This window comes from Cupriavidus consociatus, from assembly GCF_017814975.1.
Taxonomy (GTDB): Bacteria; Pseudomonadota; Gammaproteobacteria; order Burkholderiales; family Burkholderiaceae; genus Cupriavidus; species Cupriavidus consociatus.
On the sequence record NZ_JAGIQA010000026.1, the window covers coordinates 73034 to 96376 of the forward strand.

The 23343-nt window shown below is 69.0% G+C and carries 20 protein-coding genes; 9 read left to right on the top strand and 11 right to left on the bottom strand.

Annotated features, from left to right (window positions below):
* The first annotated feature begins 18 nt into the window (after positions 1-18).
* Complete coding sequence (locus tag J8I82_RS28530) at positions 19-4128, top strand: CheR family methyltransferase (RefSeq protein ID WP_209762420.1); 4110 nt, start codon at positions 19-21, stop codon at positions 4126-4128.
* Between the two features lie 251 nt (positions 4129-4379).
* Positions 4380-4853 carry a hypothetical protein gene (locus tag J8I82_RS28535; RefSeq protein WP_209762423.1) on the top strand — a complete coding sequence of 158 codons (474 nt, stop codon included), beginning with the start codon at positions 4380-4382 and terminating at the stop codon, positions 4851-4853.
* Between the two features lie 32 nt (positions 4854-4885).
* Here the strand turns inward: J8I82_RS28535 and J8I82_RS28540 are convergent, their stop codons facing one another.
* The 8 genes from J8I82_RS28540 to J8I82_RS28575 form a co-directional block, all read right to left on the bottom strand.
* Positions 4886-5836, bottom strand: coding sequence for a glycosyltransferase family 4 protein (locus J8I82_RS28540; protein WP_209762559.1), 951 nt, complete (start codon positions 5834-5836; stop codon positions 4886-4888).
* A complete protein-coding gene (locus J8I82_RS28545) occupies positions 5826-6917 on the bottom strand; it encodes a glycosyltransferase family 9 protein (RefSeq protein ID WP_209762561.1) in 1092 nt (363 codons plus the stop codon). Before J8I82_RS28545 ends, J8I82_RS28540 begins: the two co-directional genes overlap by 11 nt.
* Before the next feature lie 35 nt (positions 6918-6952).
* Positions 6953-7939, bottom strand: a complete 987-nt coding sequence (locus tag J8I82_RS28550; RefSeq protein WP_209762426.1) for a glycosyltransferase family 2 protein — start codon at positions 7937-7939, stop codon at positions 6953-6955.
* Positions 7926-9698, bottom strand: coding sequence for a carbamoyltransferase family protein (locus J8I82_RS28555; protein WP_209762429.1), 1773 nt, complete (start codon positions 9696-9698; stop codon positions 7926-7928). The genes J8I82_RS28550 and J8I82_RS28555 overlap by 14 nt, the downstream gene beginning before the upstream one ends.
* Positions 9679-10965: a glycosyltransferase family 9 protein gene (locus J8I82_RS28560; protein ID WP_209762431.1), complete on the bottom strand. Its 1287-nt coding sequence runs from the start codon at positions 10963-10965 to the stop codon at positions 9679-9681. The genes J8I82_RS28555 and J8I82_RS28560 overlap by 20 nt, the downstream gene beginning before the upstream one ends.
* Positions 10962-11603 carry a D-glycero-alpha-D-manno-heptose-1,7-bisphosphate 7-phosphatase gene (locus tag J8I82_RS28565; RefSeq protein WP_209762434.1) on the bottom strand — a complete coding sequence of 214 codons (642 nt, stop codon included), beginning with the start codon at positions 11601-11603 and terminating at the stop codon, positions 10962-10964. Before J8I82_RS28565 ends, J8I82_RS28560 begins: the two co-directional genes overlap by 4 nt.
* The gene (locus J8I82_RS28570; RefSeq protein WP_209762437.1) at positions 11600-12373 is read right to left on the bottom strand and encodes an SDR family oxidoreductase; all 774 of its coding nucleotides are present in this window, start codon (positions 12371-12373) and stop codon (positions 11600-11602) included. The genes J8I82_RS28565 and J8I82_RS28570 overlap by 4 nt, the downstream gene beginning before the upstream one ends.
* Positions 12374-12560: 187 nt before the next feature.
* Positions 12561-13088 (bottom strand): hypothetical protein, encoded by a 528-nt coding sequence (locus J8I82_RS28575; protein ID WP_209762442.1) that lies wholly within the window; start codon positions 13086-13088, stop codon positions 12561-12563.
* 397 nt (positions 13089-13485) lie between these two features.
* Here J8I82_RS28575 and J8I82_RS28580 point away from each other — a divergent pair, with 397 nt between their 5' ends.
* From J8I82_RS28580 to J8I82_RS28595, 4 genes are read left to right on the top strand one after another with little or no spacing between them, the layout of a single operon-like run.
* The gene (locus tag J8I82_RS28580) at positions 13486-14757 is read left to right on the top strand and encodes a glycosyltransferase (RefSeq protein ID WP_209762445.1); all 1272 of its coding nucleotides are present in this window, start codon (positions 13486-13488) and stop codon (positions 14755-14757) included.
* Positions 14758-14780: 23 nt separating this feature from the next.
* Positions 14781-15815, top strand: a complete 1035-nt coding sequence (locus J8I82_RS28585) for a UDP-glucuronic acid decarboxylase family protein (RefSeq protein WP_209762448.1) — start codon at positions 14781-14783, stop codon at positions 15813-15815.
* 43 nt (positions 15816-15858) lie between these two features.
* Positions 15859-16614: a PIG-L deacetylase family protein gene (locus J8I82_RS28590; protein ID WP_209762451.1), complete on the top strand. Its 756-nt coding sequence runs from the start codon at positions 15859-15861 to the stop codon at positions 16612-16614.
* An 18-nt stretch (positions 16615-16632) separates the two neighbouring features.
* Positions 16633-17526 (top strand): glycosyltransferase family 2 protein, encoded by an 894-nt coding sequence (locus J8I82_RS28595; RefSeq protein ID WP_209762454.1) that lies wholly within the window; start codon positions 16633-16635, stop codon positions 17524-17526.
* Between the two features lie 6 nt (positions 17527-17532).
* Here the strand turns inward: J8I82_RS28595 and J8I82_RS28600 are convergent, their stop codons facing one another.
* Positions 17533-20226 carry an ABC transporter transmembrane domain-containing protein gene (locus J8I82_RS28600; RefSeq protein ID WP_209762458.1) on the bottom strand — a complete coding sequence of 898 codons (2694 nt, stop codon included), beginning with the start codon at positions 20224-20226 and terminating at the stop codon, positions 17533-17535.
* 175 nt (positions 20227-20401) lie between these two features.
* Between J8I82_RS28600 and J8I82_RS28605 the strand changes: the two genes are divergently transcribed.
* Positions 20402-21007 (top strand): UdgX family uracil-DNA binding protein, encoded by a 606-nt coding sequence (locus J8I82_RS28605; protein WP_209762461.1) that lies wholly within the window; start codon positions 20402-20404, stop codon positions 21005-21007.
* Between the two features lie 6 nt (positions 21008-21013).
* Here the strand turns inward: J8I82_RS28605 and J8I82_RS28610 are convergent, their stop codons facing one another.
* Positions 21014-21307, bottom strand: coding sequence for a hypothetical protein (locus J8I82_RS28610; RefSeq protein ID WP_209762464.1), 294 nt, complete (start codon positions 21305-21307; stop codon positions 21014-21016).
* Positions 21308-21567: 260 nt separating this feature from the next.
* On the opposite strand from J8I82_RS28610, the gene J8I82_RS28615 reads away from it, so the two are divergent.
* On the top strand, positions 21568-21990 hold the full coding sequence (locus J8I82_RS28615; protein ID WP_245180213.1) for a hypothetical protein: 423 nt from the start codon (positions 21568-21570) through the stop codon (positions 21988-21990).
* An 8-nt stretch (positions 21991-21998) separates the two neighbouring features.
* The gene (locus J8I82_RS28620) at positions 21999-22544 is read left to right on the top strand and encodes a DUF4142 domain-containing protein (protein ID WP_209762467.1); all 546 of its coding nucleotides are present in this window, start codon (positions 21999-22001) and stop codon (positions 22542-22544) included.
* Between the two features lie 109 nt (positions 22545-22653).
* Here J8I82_RS28620 and sodB read toward each other — a convergent pair whose 3' ends face one another.
* Entirely contained in the window at positions 22654-23235 is a 582-nt protein-coding gene (gene sodB, locus J8I82_RS28625) for a superoxide dismutase [Fe] (protein WP_012351891.1), read from the bottom strand.
* Positions 23236-23343: the final 108 nt, after the last annotated feature.

The following is a 23343-nucleotide window of genomic DNA, read 5'->3' on the forward strand; positions in this document are numbered from 1 at the left end:
TAACTTATCCTCGCAGCAATGGCCAAGAATCGTGAACGCCCCCTATCCAGCCAGCTCTCCTTTCCCATCGTCGGGATTGGGGCGTCCGCCGGGGGAATTGAAGCCCTGATCCAGGTGTTCGACGGACTGCCCGCCAGCACCGGCGCAGCCTTTGTCCTTGTCGTCCACCTCGCGCCTGACCACGCCAGCAACCTGGCGCCGGTACTGCAGGCACGTACCACCATGCCGGTGCGCCAGGTCACCGACACCACGCGCATCGAAGCCAACCACGTCTACGTGATTGCGCCCAACCACAGCCTGACCATGATCGACGGCTACCTGCGCGTGGAGTTGCAGGAACGCCGCGACGGCCGCGGCGCGGCCATCGACCTGTTCTTCCGCTCGCTGGCCGATGCGCATCGCCAGCGCGCGGTGTGCGTGGTGTTGTCCGGCGCCGGCTCCGACGGCTCGGTCGGCCTGACCCGCATCAAGGAACTGGGCGGCATCGCCATCGCCCAGGAGCCGGACGATGCCGAATACTCGAGCATGCCGCGCGCCGCCATCGGCACCGGCCTGGTCGACTTCGTCATGCCGGCCAACGAGATCCCGCAGCGCCTGCTCGACCTGTGGAATACCGCCAGCCATATCCAGCTGCCCAGGGCGCCCGAGGAAGAGGACGCACCCGAACCCGCGCCGCAGTCCGAAAGCAATGAGCGCGCGCTGCGCGAGGTCATGGTGATCCTGCGCACCCGCACCTCGCATGATTTCCGCCACTACAAGCGCGCCACGGTGCTGCGTCGCATCGAGCGCCGGCTGCAGGTCAATGGCCTGACGGACCTGCAGCAATACCGCGACTACCTGCACCTGCATCCGGAAGAAACGGCACCGCTGCTGCAGGATATGCTGATCAGCGTGACCAATTTCTTCCGCGACAAGGAAGCGTACGACCTGCTGCGCGCCGACGTGCTGCCGCGGCTGTTCCAGGACCGCGCCGAGAACGACTCGATCCGCGTGTGGGCGCCCGGCTGCGCCACCGGCGAAGAAGCCTATACGCTGGCCATGCTGTTGCAGGAAACCTCGTCGCAGACACCCGAGCAGCTGCCGTTCCAGGTCTTTGCCACCGATATCGACGAGCGCGCCGTGGCGATCGCGCGCAACGGGCTGTACCCCGAACCGATCATCGCCGACGTCGAGCCGGCGCGGGTACGGCAGTTCTTCACCAAGGACGGCGCGCACTACCGCGTGCGCAAGGAGCTGCGCGAGCGCGTGCTGTTCGCGCTGCACAACGTGCTCAGCGACCCGCCGTTCTCGCGGCTGGACCTGATCTGCTGCCGCAACCTGCTGATCTACCTGGACCGCGATGCGCAGGCGGAAATCCTGCGCACCTTCCATTTCGCGCTGCGCCCGGGCGGGTACCTGTTCCTGGGCAGCTCCGAAGCCGCAGACAGCGTCAGCAACCTGTTTTCGGTGGTCGACAAGAAGGCCCGCATCTACCGCGCCAACGTCGCGGTGCGCGCCGAGACGCCGTTGCCGCTGTCGGCCGGCATGCTCAATGCGCGCGCGCCGGTGACGGTGCTGCAGCCGGCCGGCAAGCGCAAGTTCTCCTTCGGCGACCTGCACCAGCGGCTGATCGAACAGCACGCGCCGCCGAGCGTGCTGGTCAGCCGCGATTCCGAGATCGTGCACCTGTCGGACCGCGCCGGGCGCTTCCTGCAGTACGCCGGCGGCATGCCGTCGCACAACATCATCGGCGCGGTGCGCCAGGAACTGCGGCTGGAACTGCGTACCGCGATCTACCAGGCGCTGCAGACCAACCACAGCGTCGAGGCCAGGCGCGTGCAGCTCGAACGCGACGGCAGGCATTTCTTCGTCAACATGACGGCACGCCCGGTACACGACGCCGAGGCCAACGGCGACTTCGTGCTGGTGCTGTTCGACGAGGTCGAGGACAGCATGAGCGCAACGCCGCGCGGCCAGGCCACCGACGAGCGCGACCCGATGATCGCGCAGCTCGAACGCGAGTTGCATCGCACGAAAGAACAGCTGCAGGCCACCATCGAGCAGTCCGAAACCTCGACCGAGGAACTCAAGGCCTCCAACGAAGAACTGCAGGCGATCAACGAAGAGTTGCGCTCGACCACGGAAGAGCTGGAGACCAGCAAGGAAGAACTGCAGTCGATCAATGAGGAGCTGACCACCGTCAACGCCGAACTCAAGTCCAAGGTCGAGGAAACGGGCAAGATCAACGACGACCTGCAGAACCTGATCATGGCCAACGATATCGGCACGGTCTTCGTCGATCGCAACCTGTGCATCAAGCGCTACACCCCGCGCGCCACCGACGTCTTCAGCATCATCCCGTCCGACATCGGCCGTTCGCTGCTCGATATCACGCACCGGCTCGAGTATGACAAGCTTGCCGACGATGCCGGCGAAGCCTTCGACTCCCTGCGCCTGATCGAACGCGAAGTCAAGAGCAGCGACGGCCGCTGGTACCTGGCGCGCTTCCTGCCGTACCGCACCACCGAGGACCGCATCGAGGGCGCGGTGCTGTCGTTCATCGACATCACGTCGCGCCGCGCCGCCGAAGAGCGCCTGAGCGAAGGCGAGAAGCGCATGAATATCGTCGCGGAAAGCACCCGCGACTACGCCATCATCACCTTCGACGACGAGGGCCGCGTCACCAGCTGGAACACCGGCGCGGAACGCATCTTCGGCTATACCGAGGCGGAAATGCTCGGACAGGAGGCTGAAGTTCTGTACACGCCCGAAGACCGTGCCGACCGCATCGCGCACGAAGAAATGGCGCAGGCGCGCCTGTACGGCCGCGTCGAGGAAGACCGCTGGCACCAGCGCAAGGACGGCAGCCGCTTTCGCGCCAGCGGCGTGCTGTCGCGCCTGGACAAAGGCGGCTTCAGCGGCTTCGCCAAGATCATGCGCAACCTCGACGAAGTGGCGCTGACGCGGCTGGCCACGCGCACCGGGCGCCAGGGGATCATCGATTCCGCCGACGCGCTCGCCGGCGAACGCGCCGATGCGCGTGCCGAACGCATGCGCGACGAGTTCCTCGCCGTGGTGTCGCATGAACTCAAGCATCCGCTCAACCTGATCAGCGCCAGCGCCGAACTGATCATCCGTTCGCCCGAAGCACGCGGCAACCCGGTGATCCAGCGTGCCGCCGGCACCATCCGGCGCACCGTGATCGGCCAGGCGCACATCATCGACGACCTGCTCGACATGTCGCGCCTGCGCACCGGCAAGCTGTCGATCGCGCGCGCGCCGGTCGACTGGCGCGAAGTGGTCGACCGCGTCTGCCAGGCCATCGAGGAAGAGGCCGGACGCAAGGAAATCACGTTGGAGCGCAACTTGCCGTCCGGCCCGCTGATGATCGACGCCGACCTGACCCGGGTCGAGCAGGTGGTGTGGAACCTGGTCAGCAACGCGCTCAAATACACCAGCGCCGACGGCAAGATCACGGTCTCGCTGACGAGAGAGGGCGACGACGGCGTACTGGAGGTACGCGACACCGGCGTTGGCATCGACGCCCAGAACCTGCCGCACATCTTCGACATGTTCCGCCAGGGCACCGCGCCGAGCGCACGGCAAGGCGGCCTTGGCATCGGCCTGTCGCTGGTACGCGAACTGGTGACCATGCAGAACGGCACGGTGCGCGCGAATTCCGAGGGGCTCGGCAAGGGTTCGGTATTCACGGTCACGCTGCCGCTGCGCGAGGAGATCTCCCCCGAGACCGCGCCGGCGTCCACGCCGTCGCTGCCACTGGTCGGCACCGAGATCCTGCTGGTCGACGACGATGCCGGCACGGTCGAAACCTTCAAGCTGCTGCTCGAAATGGAAGGGGCCAGCGTGTCGGTCGCCACCAGCGGGCAGGAGGCACTGGACCGTCTCGGACAGCATTGCCCCGACCTGCTGCTGTCGGACATCGGCATGCCCGGCATGTCGGGCCTGGACTTCATTCGCGCCATCCGCCGCCAGCCGCACCTGCACAAGCTGACCGCGATCGCATTGAGCGGCTATGGCCGGCCGGACGATATCCGCGAGTCGATGCAGGCAGGCTTCGACGCTCACCTGACCAAGCCGGTTTCGCTGGAAGCCTTGCTGAACGCCATCCGGGAGCTGCGCGTTGCCTGATGCACCGCGGCGTACGTTTCGAGCGCGTTTCGCTGTGCGCCAACGAACGCCCGCGCTGGATTTACGCGCAACGTTGCAATAATCCCTGCAGGTCAGGCGCCGCCCGTGCCGGCGCCGCGCCTGGCGTCTCGGTGGCGGGTTGGAACGCTCCTTGCAGCGCTACCAGTGAGCGCGCAAGCGCAACCAGACACCGGTCCCGCGGCACAACGTCATGCCTGGCATGAGTGCCGGATACGGGCCGCACCACCGCCATGACCTTCCTCCAGCATCACGACGCGCCTCAGCAGACCGAGCCCTCAGTTGGCGCCAACGCCGAGCTCGTCCCGGCGATACGGCCTTCCGCCCGTGCCACGCAGCGAGCGCGGCCCACGCTGTTCCTTGAAACCCTGTTGGCCACCCGCCTGGAACTGCTGAGCCGGGACGGGGTGTGGCCCTCGCACACGATGGCGCAACGCCAACGGGTGCTGCTCGCGCTATGGGCGCAGCGCCCCGAGGGCCTGTTCGAGCAGCATGGCACCGCCGCCAGCATCGACCAATGCTTGCACGAAGCGTTTGCCAGCGCCGGAGCTGGCTCGAAAGCGCAGGCCGCGATGGCGCTGAAGCGGGCCTACTACCTGGTCTGCTGCACGATCTCGGCCGATACATCCGTGCGCAGGGACCCCGGGGCGCCACCGGACCTTCGCGGCCGCGGCAATGGCAATGGCCGCGCCCACGGCAAGCGCTGAACGGAGCTGAACGGATTCAGTCGCCTGGCGGCTTACCCAGCCACCATGCGCAGCGTCTCGTCCCATTCGGCAACGAAACGCCCGATGCCGAAACGCTCGCGCGCCAGATGGCAGCCACGCTCGCCCCATGCCTGCGCCAGTTCCGGATCGTCGAGCAATTCGCGCATCACGCTGACCAGCACGTCCAGGCGCGTGTCGACGTAGCCGTTATCGCCGCTCTGGATCACCGTGGCGAGCTCCGTGGTCGCCAGTCCCACCACCGGCACGCCCAGCGACATGGCCTCCACCACCGCCAGCCCCAGGCTGGTATAGCGGATCGGATTGAAAAAGAAGCGGTAGCGCGCGACAAACGCGGCCAGTTCCGGATTGGGCACCTCGCCCAACCCTCCGGCGTCCTGCGCCGCCATGCCGACCAGGTCCAGCGGCACCTGCTCGCGCACCTGCGCGAACACGTCCGCGCCCAGCCGGCGGCCGCGGCGCGACAGGTTGTTGACCACGCTGATGCCGCGCGCCAGCTCGCCGCTGTAGCGCACGTGGCTGTCCACGACCACGCCATGCTCGATCACCCGGCATGGCGTCACGCCGCTGTCCCACATCAGCGCATTGAACGGCGTCACGTGCACCAGCAGCATCGATGCATCCTGGACCGGATGCAGCGTATTGGTGGGATGCTCCTGCGGCGGGTCGTGTTCGAGATAGATCGCCGGCAGCGCGCGCTGGGCGTCGTTGAGCAGTTCCACGCGGTCGCGCAGGTAGTGGTGAAGGTGCTGGTACAGCACGCAGTCGAACTGCCCGTCCGGCACCCTCTCGAACGGCACCTCGTGCACGTTGGCACCCCATGGCAGCGCACCGCCGGCGCCGGCGTAACCCGGCGTTCCGTCGTCCCGCGTTACCAGGTACAGGTCGTGCGGGATCTGCGACAGGTAGTACAGGTAGTTGCCATGGACGTGCCAGGTCAGGATGCGCAGGCGCCTAGGCATGATCATATTCCCGCGCCGCCAGTTCCAGCGCGGCATCGACCACGCGCTTCACGCTGATATCGGCCGCGCACGGATGTCCCGCGACCGGGCATTGCTGGTGCATGCACGGACGGCACGGCGGCTGCTCGGCCAGCACGCGGTGCAGCGAGGCATCGAGCGGCGCCCAGCGCGCGCTGTCGCTGCCGCAGGACACGACCACGCTGGGCGTATCCATGGCCGCGGCGATATGCGACGCGCCGGTGTCGTTGCACAGCAGCAGGCGCGCGTGGCCGATCAGCGCGGCGAGCGTGCCCAGCGAAGTCTGCCCGCACAGGTTGACCACCGGCTTGCCGATGCGCCGCGCGAGCTGCTCGACGAGGGCCGCTTCGTCGCGGCTGCCGGTCAGCACCACTTTCCAGTTGCGGCGCAGCGCCCGGCCCGCCTCGGCGAAGCGCTGCAGCGGCCAGCGCCGCGACAGCATGCGCGCGCCGGCGTGGATGCAGACGTATCCGCCCGGGCCAAGCCCATGCTCTTCAGCCAGCAGGCGCCAGCTGGCATGATCGAGCGGGCGCAGCGGGAACTCCAGGTGGGGATCGGCGGCGGGGTAGCCCAGCGCCTGCATCAGTGCCAGCAGCCGCACCACTTCATTGCCCGGTGGCCACGGCAGCAGCACACCGCCGCGCGTGCGGCGCACGCGCGCGGCCTGCGGACCGTCCGCTCCGTCGGGGCAGAAGCCTGCCATGCGCCGCGCCTCCAGGCGCCGCACCACCGCGTTGCTGAGCGAGCCGCTGCCATGCAGCTGGATCGCCAGGTCGAAGCGCGCCGCGCGCGCGGCCGCGTAGAACGGCTCGGCGGCCGCCTCGGCATAGGGCTGCTCCGGCATGCCCGGCGCGCCCGGAAAGACCATCAGCGCATCCACTAGCGCGCTGAAGCGCGACACGAACTCCTGCGCCCACGGCAGCCCGATCAGCGTGATGTGCGCATCAGGCTCGCCTTCGCGCAGCGCACGCAGCGCCGGCACCGCGCACAGCATGTCGCCGAGCTGCAGCGCGCGGAACACCGCGATGCGGCGCGCCGGCGCGCGCGGCTCGCGCCGCGCGGGCATCAGCGGCAGGATGGAAGGGGAAATGCTTGCGCTTGTCATAGGAACACCACCCGGAATGCCAGTGCGCCGCGCAGGCGCCAGAACAGCGACAGCGGCGGGATCAGTATGGAAGTGAGCGCCATCTCGGCCACATGCGCGGGCGTCAGTGCCGCCCCGCGCAGCCGGCGCAGGCAGAACGCCACGGTCAGCGCCAGCCACAGCAGGCCGGCTCCCGCAGCGACGCCCGGCGCCCCGGCCAGCAACGCCACCGGCGCGGCCAGCAGCGCCAGCACCGCCACGTAGTAATGCCACGGCGGCGTGCGGCGGATGCGCTGCCGGTACAGGCGCGGGTGCTTCTTGTACAGCAGCGCGTCGAAATACACCTTGGCCTGCGCGGCAATGCTGCTGCCCCATGCCGCCGCCCGCACCGGATGCACGACGACCGCCGCCGGCGCGCGCCCGACCGGGCAGACCTCGTTCATCAGCCGGAACTGCAGGTCCGAATCCTCGCGCCACGCGCGGGTGAAGCGCTCGTCGAAGCCGCCGATGCGCTGCAGCGCGTTACGCCGCACGAAGCAGTTGGCGGTGACGAATTCCGCCTGCGCGAGCCCGCCGGTATCGCGCTCATGATCGGTCGGCCGCGGCGGCAGCGGTACCTCGACCGCGCCGGCCACGGCACAGCATTCGGGCTGGCGCGCCAGCGCCGCGCAGCCTTCGCGCAGCCAGTGCGGGTCCGGCACCGTATCGTCGTCGGTGAATGCGATCACCGCGCTGGCCGCGCGCCGCCAGCCTGCATTGCGCGCGCCTGACGGCCCCTGCGTGCCCGCAACGGCCACGTAGCGCAGCGCATGCGCGGGATGCTGCAAGGCCATCAGCGCCACCAGCCGTTCAATGCGCGCCTCGCAGCCGTCGTCGGCGACAATGATCTCGTACGACTGTGGCGACAGCCGCTGCGCGCACAACGCCTGCAGGCAGCGCGCCAGCAGCGCGGGGCGCCGCCAGGTGGGGATCACCACCGAGACCAGCGGCTCAGTCCTGGGCATGGGCCACTCCCCGGCCACCTGGGGCCGCCGGTTTCTCCAGCAGGAACGAGCCGATCACCAATGCATCCAGCGGCGAGGTCCAGAAGCACTCGACCGCATCGCGCGGCGTGCAGACGATGGGCTCGCCGCGCGTATTGAACGAGGTGTTGACCAGCACCGGCACGCCGGTGCGGCGCTCGAACGCGGCCAGCAGGTCGTAGTAGGCGGGATTCTGCTCACGCCGCACGGTCTGTACGCGCGCGGTGCCGTCGACATGGCATACCGCCGGGATGCGCGGCGCCTGTTCCGGCCGCACGTCGTAGATGAACAGCATGAACGGCGCCTCGCCGCGGCCCGGCTTCGCGGCGCTGAACCAGTCGGCGCTGCGCTCCTGCATCACCACCGGCGCCACCGGACGGAAGTCCTCACGGTCCTTGATCTCGTTCAGCCGCTGCTGCATGCCGGCATCGATCGGGGAGGCCAGGATCGAGCGCGCGCCCAACGCGCGCGGGCCGAACTCCATGCGCCCCTGGAACCAGCCGATGATCTTGTTCTGCGCCAGCAGCTCGGCGGTCTGCGCGGCGATATCGTCAAGGCGGCGGTACGGCAGGTGGGCCCAGTCGAGGAACGCTGCGATCTCGTCGTCGGCGTAGGCCGGGCCGAGGTAAGCGTGGTCCATCGACCACTGCCGCGCCGGCCGGCCGCGCTGCAGGAAGTCAACCCACAACGCCGCGCCCAGCGCGGTGCCGGCATCGCCCGCGGCCGGTTGCACCCAGACTTCGTCAAAGGGGCTGCGGTCGCGCACGCGCGCGTTCATCACGCAGTTCAGCGCGACGCCGCCTGCCATGGACAACTGGCGTTCGCCGGTAGCCTCGGCCAGCCACGTCGTCATGCCAACCACGGTTTCCTCGAGCACCTCCTGCAGCGAACGCGCAATATCGAAATGCCCGGGCCCGAAGGCGTCGCCGCGCTGTCGCGGCGGTCCCAGCAGCGCCGCCAGGTCGGCCTGCGCCACGCGGTAACCGCCTTCGCCATCGCGGCTCACCATGGCGCGGAAGGCCTCCAGATGGGCCGGCTTGCCATACGAGGCCAGCGCCATCACCTTGTACTCGTCCGACGAATGCAGGAAGCCGAGATGCCTGGTCACCCGCTCGTACAGCAGGCCGAGCGAGTCGGGCAGGTCGATCTGCTTGATGCGCCGGTAGTCCTTGCCGTCGAACACGCCATAGCTGGTGGTGGCGCGCTCGCCGCGTCCGTCCATGGTCAGCACCGCGCAGCGCGTGAACGGCGCCGCGAGGAAGGCGCTGGCCTCGTGCGCCATGTGGTGCTCGACGAAATGCCAGCGGAACGGGCCGTCATGCGTGACGCCGCGGAAGCGCGCGGCCAGGTGGTGCGGCGCGCCGCTGGCCAGCTGCCGCGGCGCGTTGACCACGTATGACAGGAACAGCGGGTCCCATGGCGATGCGTTGCCCGCAGGCGCGCCCTGTTTCGACGGCTCCAGCGGCAGCGTCACGGTGGCATCTTGCGCACGCGCACCAGGCATCAGCGCCGGGTCGAACGAATAGGCTACATGGTCGACGTCGCGCAGCGCAATGCCGGCTTCGGCGAGGCAATAGTCGATTGCGTGGAACGGCAGCTCCCAGGCGGTGAACGGCACCGGGCGCTTGCCATGCTTGATGTGCGTGAAACGCTCGTCTTCCGCGGCGGCGATTACCGCGCCGTCGTGCACGAGGCAGGCGGCGGAGTCGTGGTACGCGGCGTTAATGCCAAGGGTGAACATGGGCAACCTCGTCGGGGCTCGGTGGATCGGCGGCGGGCACGGCCGGGACGGTGCGTGCCGCGGCCAGGGCGGGAACGGGGACAGCGGCCGAGGCAGCGCCCGTCGCCGGGCCGGCCAATGGCGCATCGGCGGCGCCTGGCCATGGCAGCGGATGCGCCGGCAGCGCCTGCGCATCGCCGGCGAGCAGCGCCAGCGCGGCCTGCACGGCCAGCGCGGCCGGCACGTCCTCCAGGCAGCGGTGGTGGCCCTGCGGGCAGGTGCTCTTGTAGCAGTAGCGGCACGGCACGTCGGCGAACAAGGTGTGGTGCGGCACCTGCCACGGCGTGTGCTGCGGATTGGTGAGCGCGTACAGGTCGACCACCGGCGTGCCGAGCGCGGCGGCAAGGTGGACCGGACCGGTGTTGTTCGACACCAGCAGGTCGGCGGCTTCCAGCAGCGCGCCCATCTCGCCCAGCGTGAGCGCGCCGGCCAGCGGCACTACGCGCGCATGGTGCGCACCGGCGCAGACTGCGTGGACGGTTTCGCGCTCGTTGTCGGCGCCGGTCACCAGCACGTGCGCACCGGCCTGCGTGGCGAGTGCGCGCGCGACTTCGGCAAAGCGTGCCGCGGGCCAGCGCCGCGACGCCGCGCTGGCGCCCGGATGCACCACCACCAGCGGTCCGCCGCGGCCGCTGCGCCAGCCCGCAAGGTGCGCGGCTAGCGCCGCGAACGCGGCACGGTCAGCCGCCAGCACGCGGAAGCGCAGCCGCGTATCGCGCGTGCCGGCGCCGACCTGCGCGACCAGGTCGAGCTGGCGCCGGGCCTCGTGGCGCGGGCGCTGGCCCGGCTGCATCGCGGGCTCGCGCTCGGGCACCCAGTCAGTCAGCAGCGCATAGGGGTTCTCGCGGCAGCAGGCCAGCCGCAGCGGGATGCCCGCCAGCGCGCACAGCATCGCAGCGGGCAACGGGCTCTGGCTGTAGACCGTGAAGATCACCGCGGCATCGAAGCGGTAGCGACCCAGCCAGCGCGCGCAGCGAAGCATCGCGGGGCCAGGCGCGGCTGGCGCGGCTTCATCATGGCGTGCCCAGGGCGCGTTCCAGGCCAGCACGCGCTTGACCATCGGCAAGTGCGGCGCGAGCGCGGCGGCGGCATGCGAGGTCAGCAGCGTCAGCCGGCGGCCGGGCATCGACTCGGCCAGCGCCTGCATGGCGGGAGTGCTCATCAGCACGTCGCCCATGTTGTCGAGCCGTACGCACAGCACCTGCCGCGCCGTCTGCCACGTAGTCATGGCGCCACCGTCTGCATGGCGGGCGCGGCCGCCGGCACAGTGCCGCAGGTGCGCATGCGTGCGGCCACAATGCGCGCAGCGGCGTCGAGCGTGGGCACCACATAGTGCGCCTGGCGCGTTGGCGAAAGCTCCCATTCGGTCTCGTTGCCGCAATCGACCAGCACGGTGCCGCAGCCGGCACGGTGGCCGGCTTCGACATCGTTGAGGATGTCGCCGATCATCCAGGACCGGCCCAGCGCGAAGTGCAGCGCCCTGGCGGCCTGCAGCAGCAAGCCCGGCATGGGCTTGCGGCACAGGCAGGCGCGCGTGTAAGCGGGCACCTTGCCCTGCGGATGGTGGGGGCAGTAATAAAAGCCGGCGAGCGTAGCGCCATGCTCGGCAAAGATTGCCCCCAGCCGCTCGCGCACCGGCAGGAGGTCGGCCTCGGCGTGGTAGCCATGCGCGACGCCCGGCTGGTTGGTCACCACCACCAGCGGCACGCCCAGGCCGCCCAGTTCGCGCAGTGCCGCGGCGGCGCCGCGCGCGAGCCGCATCCGGTCGGGATCGACGTTGTACGGTACGTCGTCCAGCAGCGTGCCGTCCTTGTCGAGCAGCACCGCGCCGGGCAATGTGCGCGTGTTCTGAACCGGGTCGCTCATGGCCAGGAGGTTTCCTTCATCGGCAGCACCATGACCTCGGGGATCACGGTCTCTTCCGGCTGCGTCAGCACGAAACGCACGGCATTGGCGACGTTGGCCGGATCCTGCAGGTTGCCCTGGTCGATGTCGGGGAAGCGGTCGAGCAGGAACGGCGTGCGCATGCCGCCGGCGATGATCGCCGATACCTTGATGCCATGCGGGCGCAGTTCCGCGTGCAGCGCATGCGAGAAGCCGAGCAGGCCCCACTTGGTGGCGTGATACGCCGAGGCATTGGGCCAGGCGCGCTTGGATGCGGTCGACGCGATATTGACGATGTGCCCGCCGCCCTGCGCCTTCATCAGCGGCACGGCCGCATGCGACATCAGGTAGGGGCCGTACAGGTTGACCATCAGCACCTTGCGCCAGGTCTCCGCATCGACTTCCTCGACCGGCAGCGTGACGTCGATGGCCGCGTTATTGACGATGCCGTCGAGACGCTGCACACGTTCGCGCACGGCATCGAAGGCGGCACGCACCGAAGCCGGCTCCGCCACATCGAGCCGCAGCGCCCACGCCTGGCCGCCGGCGTCGGCCAGTGCCGCAGCGCTGTCGCGGGCCAGCTTGTCGTCGATATCGGCAACGATCACGCCCGCACCCGCCTGGACCAGCGTGCGGCACACGGCGGCCCCCAGGCCACGCCCGCCGCCGGTCACCAGGTAGTGCCGGTCCTGCAGCGGCGGCGCCGCCGCCGCGTTGGGCTCGGGACGTTGTGAAGCTTGCTGAGTCTGCATGGTGGTTCCTCGTGCGAAGGTGAACGGTTGCCGCGGCGCTCATGGCGCCCCGCAGATTCGGACAGCCGGGAATCGGACAGGCGGTCAGCCGGTCGGACAGACTCGGCCACTCTGGAAAAAAGTCCGCCGGCCCGACCGGGAATCACGCCGCAGCGAAATATGTGCCAAGCCGCGGCGCGAGCTTGCGTCAGCCGGCCTGCGCGCGATGGCAACCCTCCTGCGCAACGCCGCGCAACAGCGCCGCCACGCAGCCCGCGAAGGCTTCGTCGTACCAGGCATTGGCACCGCTTACCGCGACCACGATGCCGTCGAGCACGGCCGCGCCGCCGAGCAGCGTGTCGTCGCTGCGCAACCGGTGCGGCGCGCAGTGGACCACCGCTGCGCTGGCCATGCCGGTGCGCCACGCCAGGCTGGCCTTGGCGCGCGCATACAGGCTGTAATCCGCGTCCCACGCCTCGCGCGAAGGCAGCGAATGTTCAAACAGGATGGCTTCCTCGAAGGTGCAGTCGCCGGGCTGCAGCGTCGGGTCCATCACGACCACGTGCATGCATCCGCTCTCGCCGACGGTCTTGTCGCGCAGCGATGCTTCCAGCATCGGCAGCGCCAGTTCGACGGCGCGCCTTGCCGCGGCGGCATCGCTGAAGCGGCTCGCGCCGGCATGCGAGGCGCGCGGGGAAGACCCGGACGCGGGACGTGCGTTGTCGTTCGGATTCATGGGCTGCTCCGTGGTTGGATGTTTTGCGCCTTCGACGTTGCAAGCATCGCGCCCGAACGGAAGGCGCTGGCACGTGTTGCAAGCGTTCCACTGTCCCTGGCTGGAATCGAAAGATTCGGAAGCGCAAATTACAACGGGCGGCGTAAGAATGACTCAATGCGGCAGCAACTACGCAAAGCTCCGCCCGTGCTACGCACGAAGACGCTCCTGGAAGGCGAAACGCCGAGAACCGCTATAACGCTTCTCCATCGGTTCCCTTCCGCCCTCGCCTGGCAGCGCATTTCGCATGCGCCCGATCGCGCCCGGTCGCGCCCGCGCACTGGCACGCTAGCTGCTGGCGCCAGCCCTGCCCAAATCGGCCCCAACCCGCGGGCATAGCGGCAAACAGGAGCCCACCATGCGCAAGATCGCGCTTATCAGCGAACACGCTTCGCCGCTGGCCAGCGTCGGCAGCACCGATTGCGGCGGCCAGAATATCTATGTGGCGCACCTGGCGCGCCAGCTTGGCACCCGCGGCTATCTGGTCGATGTGTTCACCCGCCGCGATAAGGCGCTGCTGCCCGAGGTGGTCACCTTCGCCCCCAATGTGCATGTGATCCACGTACCGGCCGGACCGCCAGTGCAGGTGCCCAAGGAGCAGTTGCTGCCCTACATGGACGCATTCGGCGATTTCCTGGTGGAGTTCATCCGGCACGATCCCGTGGGCTACGACGTGCTGCACGCGAACTTCTTCATGTCGGGGCTGGCCGCGCTGCGAGCGCGCCAGGCGCTGGGCATTCCGCTGGTGATGACCTTCCATGCGCTGGGCAAGGTGCGGCGCCTGCACCAGGGCAGCACCGACGGCTTCCCCGATGCGCGCTTCGACATCGAAGACACGCTGGTGCACGCGGCCGACTGCGTGGTGGCGGAATGTCCGCAGGACCTGGAAGACCTGGTCAGCCTGTACGGCGCCGACCCCGGCCGCATCAGCACGGTGCCATGCGGGTTCGACGGCGCCGAGTTTGCGCCGGTGGCGCGACACGCAGCGCGTCGCGAGCTGGGCTGGCCGCGCGATGGCTTCAGCGTGCTGCAGTTGGGCCGGATGGTGCCGCGCAAGGGCATCGACAACGTCATCCGCGCGCTCGGCTGCCTGCGCCGCGATCACGGCGTGGGCGCCACGCTGTACGTGGTGGGCGGCAATGCCGAGCAGCCCAGCGTGCAGGCCACGCCGGAAATCGGCCGGCTGCAGGGCGTGGCCGAGGAGGAAGGGGTGGCCGACAGCGTGGTCTTCGTCGGCCGGCGCGGACGCGACGCGCTGCGCCTGTTCTACAGCGCCGCCGACGTGTTCGTCACCACGCCGTGGTACGAGCCCTTCGGCATCACGCCGGTGGAGGCGATGGCGTGCGGCGCGCCGGTGATCGGCGCCGACGTGGGCGGCATCCGCTCCACCGTGGTCGATGGGCAGACCGGCTACCTGGTGCCGCCGAAGGCGCCGGCCGCACTGGCGGCGCGGCTGGCGGCGCTGGCGGCGGACCCCGCGCATGCGCGCCAGCTCGGCGAAGCGGGGCGGCGCCGCGCGCAGCGCCATTTCACCTGGGCCGGCGTGGCGCAGCAGATGGAAGCCGTGTATGCCGGCGTGTGCGCCGGCGCAGGCACCGCCACGGCCGGCGCGCGCCGGGCCGCGGCGTGACCCCCGCCTCAAAGGAGACAGAGATGAAGGAAAGCGACCGCAAGCGCATCCTGGTCACGGGCGGCGCGGGGTTCCTAGGCTCGCACCTGTGCGAACGGCTGGTGCGGGCCGGGCAGGACGTGCTGTGCGTGGACAACTTCTATACCGGCACCAAGGAGAACATCGCGCACCTGCTGGGCCGGCCGAACTTCGAGCTGCTGCGCCACGACATTACCTTTCCGCTGTACGTCGAAGTCGACGAGATCTACAACCTCGCCTGCCCGGCCTCGCCGGTGCATTACCAGCACGACCCCGTGCAAACCACCAAAACCAGCGTCAACGGCGCGATCAACATGCTGGGGCTGGCCAAGCGGCTCAAGGCGCGCATCCTGCAGGCATCGACCAGCGAAGTCTATGGCGACCCCGAGATGCATCCGCAGCAGGAGGGGTACTGGGGCCACGTCAATCCCATCGGCATCCGCTCCTGCTATGACGAAGGCAAGCGCTGCGCCGAGACCCTCTTCATGGATTACCACCGGCAGCACCGGCTCGATGTCCGGATCGCGCGCATTTTCAACACGTATGGGCCGCGCATGCATCCCGCGGACGGCCGCGTGGTGTCGAACTTCATCACCCAGGCATTGGCCGGCCAGCCGCTGACTGTCTATGGCGACGGCGCGCAGACGCGCGCCTTCTGCTACGTCGACGACCTGGTGGACGCGCTGGTGCGGCTGATGGAAGCGCCCGCTTCCGGCATGCCGGTCAACCTCGGCAATCCGCGCGAGACGACTATGCTGGAGATTGCGCAGGAAGTGCTGCGCGCCACCGGCTCGCATTCGCCGGTCGAGATGCGCCCCCTGCCCGCCGACGACCCGCACCAGCGCTGCCCCGATATCTCGCTGGCGCGAAGCCTGCTGGGCTGGGAGCCGCGCACGTCGCTTGAGGAAGGCCTGCGCCACACGGTCGACTACTTCTCCGCGCGGCTCGCGGCACAAGCGCATGCGCGGGGCGCGCCGGGCAACGTGGTGCCGGTATCCGCCACGGCACGCGAAGCCCGCGCCGTGGTGCTCAACAAGTAGCGCGCGACACGAACCTGCCAGTGGCAATGGCAAGGGTGATTCGATGGTGACTGACATAGCCGCCCCGGTGACGGTGATTTCACCGCACCTGGACGATGCGGTGTTCAGCTGCGGCGGCCTGATCGCCGCGGCACGCGGCGCGCGCGTGGTGACGGTCTTCGCCGGCGTCCCGCCCGCCGGCGTGCCGGCACCGGACTGGGACCGCGCCGCGGGCTTCGACAGCGCCGAGCAGGCGGTGCGCGCGCGCCGGCGCGAGGACAACCGCGCGCTTGGCATGCTGGGCGCGCAGCCGGTCTGGCTCGATTTCTGGGACGGCCAGTACGGCCGCCGCCATACGCCGCGCGAGATCGCCGACAGCCTGCAGCACGTCCTGGTGACGCAGACCGACGGCATGGTGGCTGCGCCGCTCGGCCTGTTCCATTCCGATCATGTGCTGGCGCATGAAGCCTGCCGCATGCTGATGCAGGCGGCGCAGGTGCGCGCGGCGGCGTGGGCCGCGCTGCTGGTGCCCTCGCGAGCGCAGGCGGCATCGACGGCGCCGGTGCAGTGGCTGTACTACGAAGACGCGATCTACCGCCGCTTGCCCGGTGTGCTGCAGCAACGGCTGGCCGAATGCCTGCGCGCGGGGCTGCACGCGACCCCGGTCAACCTGCCGGTCAGCCAGCATCTCGCGCAGAAGAGCTATGCGGTCAATGCCTACCAGAGCCAGTTGCAGATGTTCGGCGAAGAGCAGCTATGCGACCTGTGCGCGCCGGAGCGCTACTGGTCGCTGTCCGCCGGCGAGCCTGCGCAAGGCTGATCCAACTTGCCGATACCGATGCCTGCTGACCAAGCCTTGCACGCCGCGCCGGCGCATGCCCCGTTCGACATCAGCGTGGTGGTGCTCACGCATAACCGGCGCGACACCGTGCGCCATGCGCTGCGCCAGCTCAGCACGCTGCCGGAGCGGCCGCCCATCGTGGTGGTCGACAACGCCTCCAGCGACGGCACCAGTGCGATGGTTCGTGACGAATTCCCGGATGCTACGTTGCTGCGCTGCCAGCGCAACCTCGGCGCCGCGGGGCGCAACCTGGGCGCGCAATGCGCGCGCACGCCCTTTGTCGCCTTCTGCGATGACGACTGCTGGTGGACACCGGGCTCGCTCGCCACCGCCTGTGCCATGTTCCGTGACCATCCACGCGTGGCAGCGCTGACCGCGCGCATCCTCGTCGGCGAATGCGGACGCGAGGATCCGACCTGCGCGCGCATGGCCGACAGCCCGCTGCCGTCTGCCATGCTGCCGGGGCGCGCCATCCTTGGGCTGATGGCGGGCGCCACCGCGTTCCGCACTGAAGCATTCCGCCAGGCCGGCGGCTATCATCCGCGCTTCTTTATCGGTGGCGAAGAGACCCTGCTGGCGCTCGACCTCGCCGCCAGCGGCTGGCACCTGGTCTATGCGCCGCAACTGGTGGTGCACCACCATCCCAGCCCGCTGCGCGACGGCTGCCAGCGCCGCTCGCTGCTGGCGCGCAATGCGGTGTGGGCGGCCTGGCTGCGGCTGCCGTGGCGCGAGGCGCTGGAGGAAACGGCGGCGGAGCTGCCGGGCTTGCTGCGTTCGCAGGGGTGGCGTGGTATTGGGGAGGTGCTGAAGGGAATGCCGTGGGTAATGCGCGAGCGGCGGGTGATACCGGAGGAGTTGGCGGTGCTGAGGCGCAGGTTGCAGGGGCGGTGAAAGCCCTCATCCAGGCTCCTGCTCTGCCCGCGTTGCCAGCGACCTCACCGCCGCCACCAGCTCGCCTATCCGCACCGGCTTCGACAGATGCAGCTGGAACCCCGCCATCATTGCGCGCATGCGGTCCTGCGGCTCGGCATGGCCCGATAGCGCGATGGCCGTCATGCGCCGCCCAAGCGGAACCTGCATCTGCGCTTCCAGGCGGCGCACGCGCCGCAGCACGGTGTAGCCGTCTTCCTCGTCGAGCGCCAGGTCGCACAGCAGCGCCTGCGGCCACTCGGCCAGAGGCGTTGCCGCCAGCAACCCGATCACTTCGTCGCCGCGCTCCTGCGCGATCGCGTGCGCGCCGTAGTCCTCGAGCGCGCCGCTCAGCACCTCGCGCGTGGTTTCGTCGTCGTCCAGCAGCAGCACGCGCAAGCCCTTGAGCGATTGCGTGTCGGGAACTTCGAGCGCCTCGGGCGTGCCGGGCGCCGGGGCGGGCCGCGGCTCCGGCTCCTGCACCGCGCGCATCGGCATCAGCAACTGGCACGCATGGGCGCCGGGATCGGCGGTCAACGTCACGCCGTGCTCGCCCAGCCATTCGCGCAGTCCCTCCACATCGTCCAGCGGCCCCTGCTGCGGCGACGCCGACACGCGCAGCCCGGCCTGCCCGTCATGCCGTTCCAGCCGCAGCTCCAGCCGCCCGCCCGGTTCCGTGGTGGCGATCATCTGCTGGCAAAGCTCCCAGATCGCCTTCTGCAGCACGCCGGGATCGCCGGTCACGCGCAGCTCGGATTCGCTCTGCACCGTGAACAGGTTGACGTGGCGCTCGGCGATGGTTTCGCGCAGGCCATCGACCACGCTGGCCACCAGCGTCTCCAGCCGCACCGGCTGCAGCGCAAGGCGCCGCTCGGCGCGTTCCAGTTCGCGCTGCTGCTGCTGCAACTGCCACATCTGCGTGTAGATGCCGCCACGCGCCAGCAGCGTGGCATGCGAGCCCTGCTCGACGATGCGGCCGTGCTCCATCACCAGGATCTGGTCGGCATCGACGATGGTAGAAAGCCGGTGTGCGATGATCAGCGCGGTACGGCCGCGCGCCACCGCCGACAGCTCCTGCTGGATCGCGCGTTCGGCGCGCGTGTCGAGCGCCGAGGTGGCCTCGTCGAACACCACCAGCGGCGGGCGCTTGAGCATCGCGCGCGCAATCGCCACGCGCTGACGCTCGCCCCCGGACAGGCGCACGCCGCGCTCGCCGACCTGCGTTTCGTAGCCGTCGGGCAGGCGGTCGATAAAGGCATCGAGCTGCGCCGCGCGCGCGGCCGCGACGATATCGGCACGGCTCGCGCCCTCGCGGCCGTAGCCGATGTTGTAGGCGATGGTGTCGTTGAACAGGATGGTGTCCTGCGGCACGATGCCGATCATTTCGCGCAGGCTGCGCTGCGTGACCAGCCGCAGGTCCTGCCCGTCGATGCCGATGCTGCCGCTGTCGGGCTGGTACAGGCGGAACAGCAGCCGCGCCAGCGTCGACTTGCCCGAGCCGCTGCCGCCGACCACCGCCACGGTCTGCCCCGCCTGCGCGCGGAAGCTGACGTCCCACAGCGTCTGGTGGCTGGGGTCGTAGCTGAAGTTGACGCGGTCGAACACGATTTCGCCGCGCGTTACGCGCAGCGGCCGCGCCGCCGGCGCATCGTCGTCCTCGCCGGGCTTGCCGCGCGCGTCGAGCAACGCGAACAGGCGCTCGACGTTGGTCATGGCGTCATTCGACTCGCGGAAGATAAAGCCCAGCGTATTGAGCGGCAGCACCACCTGGATGATGTAGGCATTGATCAGCACCAGGTCGCCCACCGACAGCGAGCCCTGGATCACGCGCTGCGTGGCCAGCAGCATCACCGCCGCCACACCCAGCGCGATGCATACGCTCTGGCCGATATGCAGTGTCGACAGCGCGTACTGGTTCTCCACGCTGATGCCGACCCAGCGCTGCAATATGCCGGAAAGGCGGCGCGTCTCGAACGACTCGCGCGCGAAGAACTTGACCGTGTCGTAGTTGAGCAGGCTGTCGACCACCTTGCTGTTGGTGGTGGCCTCCACCGCATTGACCTTGCGCTGCACGCGCATGCGCCGCTGCGTGAAGTGCCAGGTAAAGGCCGAGTACAGCACGAACACGCCGAGGATGATCGCGGCGAACGCGCCGCCATAGGCGGCGATCATGATGGCCAGCACGGAGACGATTTCCATCAGCGTCGGCACGATGGTGAAGACTGCCACGCCCAGCAGGAAGCCGATCGCCGCAGTGCCCTTCTCCAGGTCGCGGATCACGCTGCCGGTGGCCCGCCTGGCATGGAAGCGCGCACCGAGCGCATGCAGGTGCGCGAAGGTGCGCTCCATGAATGCTGCCACGGTGCTTTGCGTGACGTAGGCGAAGACCACGTCGCGCAACTCGCCGAACGCATTGCCCATCAGCCGCAGGATGGCGTAGGCCAGCACCAGGAACACGGGCATGGTCACCAGCCCGAGCCGCGCGGCATCGGTGCCGGCCGCGGCCGGCGTGACTTCGTCGACCACCAGCTTCAGCAGCAACGGCACCGCCACCGCGCAGGCCTTGGCCAGCAGCAGCAGCGATACCGCCACCACCACTCGCAGGCGGAAACGCCAGATCGCACGAAACAGCTCCGCGGCAATGCGGCGGCGGGACGGGGGCGCTATCGGTTGCTGTGGCATGCGTGACTGGAATCTGCATTCGGTGCCGCAGGTGGCACGGCGGCGGGATCGGCCGCCTCGGGGTGTTGGGGCGAGGCAAATTCCGTACCGTGCGTCGCGCCAGCGGCGCATGGCGCGGAAACTGCTGCGCACCGGCTAGCGGGGCCATGCGTCCCGGCCCCCAGACATCGATGCCATGCCCGAGCGCAAGAAGCCGCCAGTCAGCCGAGCCGAACTGAATGAATGCCGGCGTTGCCCGCTATGGCGCAACGCCACGCAGGGCGTGCCCGGCGCCGGCGCGTCGCACGCGCGCATCATGCTGGTGGGCGAACAGCCCGGCTCGCAGGAAGACCTGCAAGGCTCGCCGTTCGTCGGCCCCGCGGGACACCTGCTGGATGATGCGCTGGAGCGGGCCGGACTGGACCGCGACAAGCTGTTCATGACCAATGCGGTCAAGCATTTCAAGTTCGAGTTGCGCGGCAAGCGGCGGCTGCACAAGTCGCCGGGCCAGCTGGAGATCGAAGCCTGCCACCTTTGGCTCGAGCGCGAGCTCAAGCAGGTGGATCCGACGGTCATCGTCGCGCTGGGGGCGACCGCCGCACGCGCGGTGCTGGGCCGCAAGAGCGTGACGCTGGGCACGATGATGGATACACCGGTCGAGCACGAGGGCCGGCTCGTCATCGCCACCTATCATCCGTCGTTCGCGCTGCGCCAGCGTTCCGACGACGCGCGTGCGGCTGCGTTCGATCGCATCGTGCGCAGCCTGCGCGCCGCCGCGCGGCTGGCGCGCGGCGAACGCTAGCCAGACTCAGGAACGGTTCACCGTGGGCGGTGCATCGGGATCGCGGCTGCCCGGGTCGTGCAGGTCGCGCTTGCCTACGCCCGGCGGAAACTCGCCGCGGCCTGGCTTTTCTTCACTTTGCGGCGCGGGTCGGTCCGCAGGCCCGTTCTTTCGATGCGAAGCCGCATGCTCCCACTCCGCAGCGGCCCGTTCGCGCGCGCGCTGGTTTTCCGCCGCGTTTTCCTGCAGTTCGCGGTCATCCAGTCCCTGGCGCTTGTCGAGCGACGGATTGCCCGACGTGTCGTGCTTGCTTTGCTTCATGGCACCTCCTGAGGCATCGGCCGCGGCGCGGCCATTTCAGTACGGCGCGCAACTTTCATTCCACCGCGGCCTTGCTGCGGCGGGGCGGACACATGCCCGGCGGCACCAGATGCCGCAGGTGACGCCTGTAAGAACCGCCAGTGCTTGTAGAAAGTGCGATGCAAGGACCGGCCTCGGTTGACGCGGGCCGCTGCTGTGTCCGTGGCCCGGCAAATGCTTTGCGCAACAACAGCAGGAAACCATCACGTCAGGAGAGATCCATGCGCATCCGCATCGTGTCCGCTTTGATGTCCGCTTTTGCCTCCACTTCCCGCTTTGCCGCGGCCGCGGCGCTGCTCTCGCTACTGGCTGGCGGCGCGCTGGCCCAGAAGGCAGACAGCACCGGTGTGCGCACCGACAAGGGGCCCATGGGCAGCCAGACCATTCCGCCGCCGGGCGCCGCGGTGGCGCCATCAAGCACGCCGGGTGCCACACCGACCAATCCAGGCGGGCTCGCGCGCGAGCTGGGCGACGTGCCGAAGGAACCGCATACGGCTGGCGGCCTGCCTGGCCGCGACAGACCCAAGCCGGCGTCGGAAAGCGCCGGCAAGGCCGACCGCGATGGCTTGCACGGCAAGCCGCGCACCGGCAGCGGCGGCGCCAGCATCGACCAGACCCGCGTGCCCGATGCCAAGGGACGCTGACATCGATCATGAAGCGACTGGTCCACAAGACGGTTTTGGCGGCGATAGCGCTGCTCCTTGCCACCACCGGCGCCTTTGCGGCGCCGTTGTCGGACAAGCCAGGCACCGCGATGGCACCGAACAAAGACGCGCTGTTCCTGCGCGACGCGGCCGAGGCGAGCGCGCTCGAGATCGCGGCCAGCAAGCTGGCGCAGACCCGCGCCAGCGGCGAAGCGGTCAAGACCTTCGCCGCGCAGATGATCCGCGACCACCAGGCGGCGGACGAAAAGATGCGCCAGCTGGCGAGAAGGCTCGGCATTCAGCTGCCGGCGTCGCCGCCAGAGGTAAAGAAGCAGCAGCTGGAAGACCTCGGCAAGCTCAGCGGCGGCGCGTTCGACAGCGCTTACGCGCGGCAGATCGGCGTCGATGCCCATCAGGAGGCGGTGGCGCTGTTCCGCAAGGCCGCCGACGAGGCCAAGGATGACAGCGTCAAGGCATTCGCGCGGCAGACGCTGCCGACGCTGAATCACCACCTCGAGATGGCGCGGCAGCTGGCACCGCAGGCACAGCAGTGAGCAGCACAAACGCAGACGCGCACGGCGACCGAGATTGGCAGAGTCGGGACGCCAAGCAAAAAGCCCCGGAATTTCCGGGGCTTTTCGCTGATGCAACGCTGACCGGGGATCAGCCAGCGAAGTTCTTGCCGGCGAAGTCCCAGTTCACGACGTTCCAGAATGCCTCGACGTACTTCGGACGGGCATTGCGGTAGTCGATGTAGTAGGCGTGTTCCCACACGTCGCAGGTCAGCAGCGGCTTGGCGTCGGTGGTCAGCGGCGTCGCGGCGTTGGAGGTGGACACCAGGTCCAGCGAGCCGTCGGCCTTCTTCACCAGCCAGGCCCAGCCCGAACCGAAGGTGCCGACGGCAACCTTGGTGAACTCTTCCTTGAACTTGTCGAACGAGCCCCACTTGGCGTTGATGGCGTCAGCCAGCGCGCCGGTCGGCTGGCCGCCGCCGTTGGGCTTCAGCGAATCCCAGTAGAAGGTGTGGTTCCACACCTGGGCAGCGTTGTTGAAGATGCCGCCCGACGACTTCTTGACGATCTCTTCCAGGGTCGCGTTCTCGAACTCGGTGCCCTTGATGAGGTTGTTCAGGTTGGTGACGTAGGTCTGGTGGTGCTTGTCATGATGGAACTCCAGCGTCTCCTTGGAGATGTGCGGAGCCAGGGCATCATGCGCGTACGGAAGCGGGGGGAGCTTGTGTTCCATTGTTCTGTCTCTGTGGGTTGGGGTTGTAGGGTCCGGAATTGCGGATTGTAGGGGACTTGGAATACCCGCGCAAACCGCAGGCCTATGCCCCCTGCTCCGATGTTAGTT

Excerpts from the sequence above, each read along its gene's own strand:
- J8I82_RS28610 (WP_209762464.1), bottom strand. The coding sequence starts at position 21,307 with ATGAAGCAAAGCAAGCACGACACGTCGGGCAATCCGTCGCTCGACAAG.
- J8I82_RS28575 (WP_209762442.1), bottom strand. The coding sequence starts at position 13,088 with ATGAATCCGAACGACAACGCACGTCCCGCGTCCGGGTCTTCCCCGCGC.
- J8I82_RS28570 (WP_209762437.1), bottom strand. The coding sequence starts at position 12,373 with ATGCAGACTCAGCAAGCTTCACAACGTCCCGAGCCCAACGCGGCGGCG.
- J8I82_RS28545 (WP_209762561.1), bottom strand. The coding sequence starts at position 6,917 with ATGCCCGCGCGGCGCGAGCCGCGCGCGCCGGCGCGCCGCATCGCGGTG.
- J8I82_RS28550 (WP_209762426.1), bottom strand. The coding sequence starts at position 7,939 with ATGCCCAGGACTGAGCCGCTGGTCTCGGTGGTGATCCCCACCTGGCGG.
- J8I82_RS28600 (WP_209762458.1), bottom strand. The coding sequence starts at position 20,226 with ATGCCACAGCAACCGATAGCGCCCCCGTCCCGCCGCCGCATTGCCGCG.
- J8I82_RS28615 (WP_245180213.1), top strand. The coding sequence starts at position 21,568 with ATGCGCATCCGCATCGTGTCCGCTTTGATGTCCGCTTTTGCCTCCACT.
- J8I82_RS28530 (WP_209762420.1), top strand. The coding sequence starts at position 19 with ATGGCCAAGAATCGTGAACGCCCCCTATCCAGCCAGCTCTCCTTTCCC.
- J8I82_RS28595 (WP_209762454.1), top strand. The coding sequence starts at position 16,633 with ATGCCTGCTGACCAAGCCTTGCACGCCGCGCCGGCGCATGCCCCGTTC.
- J8I82_RS28565 (WP_209762434.1), bottom strand. The coding sequence starts at position 11,603 with ATGAGCGACCCGGTTCAGAACACGCGCACATTGCCCGGCGCGGTGCTG.
- J8I82_RS28560 (WP_209762431.1), bottom strand. The coding sequence starts at position 10,965 with ATGACTACGTGGCAGACGGCGCGGCAGGTGCTGTGCGTACGGCTCGAC.
- J8I82_RS28620 (WP_209762467.1), top strand. The coding sequence starts at position 21,999 with ATGAAGCGACTGGTCCACAAGACGGTTTTGGCGGCGATAGCGCTGCTC.
- J8I82_RS28585 (WP_209762448.1), top strand. The coding sequence starts at position 14,781 with ATGAAGGAAAGCGACCGCAAGCGCATCCTGGTCACGGGCGGCGCGGGG.
- J8I82_RS28535 (WP_209762423.1), top strand. The coding sequence starts at position 4,380 with ATGACCTTCCTCCAGCATCACGACGCGCCTCAGCAGACCGAGCCCTCA.
- J8I82_RS28580 (WP_209762445.1), top strand. The coding sequence starts at position 13,486 with ATGCGCAAGATCGCGCTTATCAGCGAACACGCTTCGCCGCTGGCCAGC.
- sodB (WP_012351891.1), bottom strand. The coding sequence starts at position 23,235 with ATGGAACACAAGCTCCCCCCGCTTCCGTACGCGCATGATGCCCTGGCT.
- J8I82_RS28605 (WP_209762461.1), top strand. The coding sequence starts at position 20,402 with ATGCCCGAGCGCAAGAAGCCGCCAGTCAGCCGAGCCGAACTGAATGAA.
- J8I82_RS28590 (WP_209762451.1), top strand. The coding sequence starts at position 15,859 with ATGGTGACTGACATAGCCGCCCCGGTGACGGTGATTTCACCGCACCTG.
- J8I82_RS28555 (WP_209762429.1), bottom strand. The coding sequence starts at position 9,698 with ATGTTCACCCTTGGCATTAACGCCGCGTACCACGACTCCGCCGCCTGC.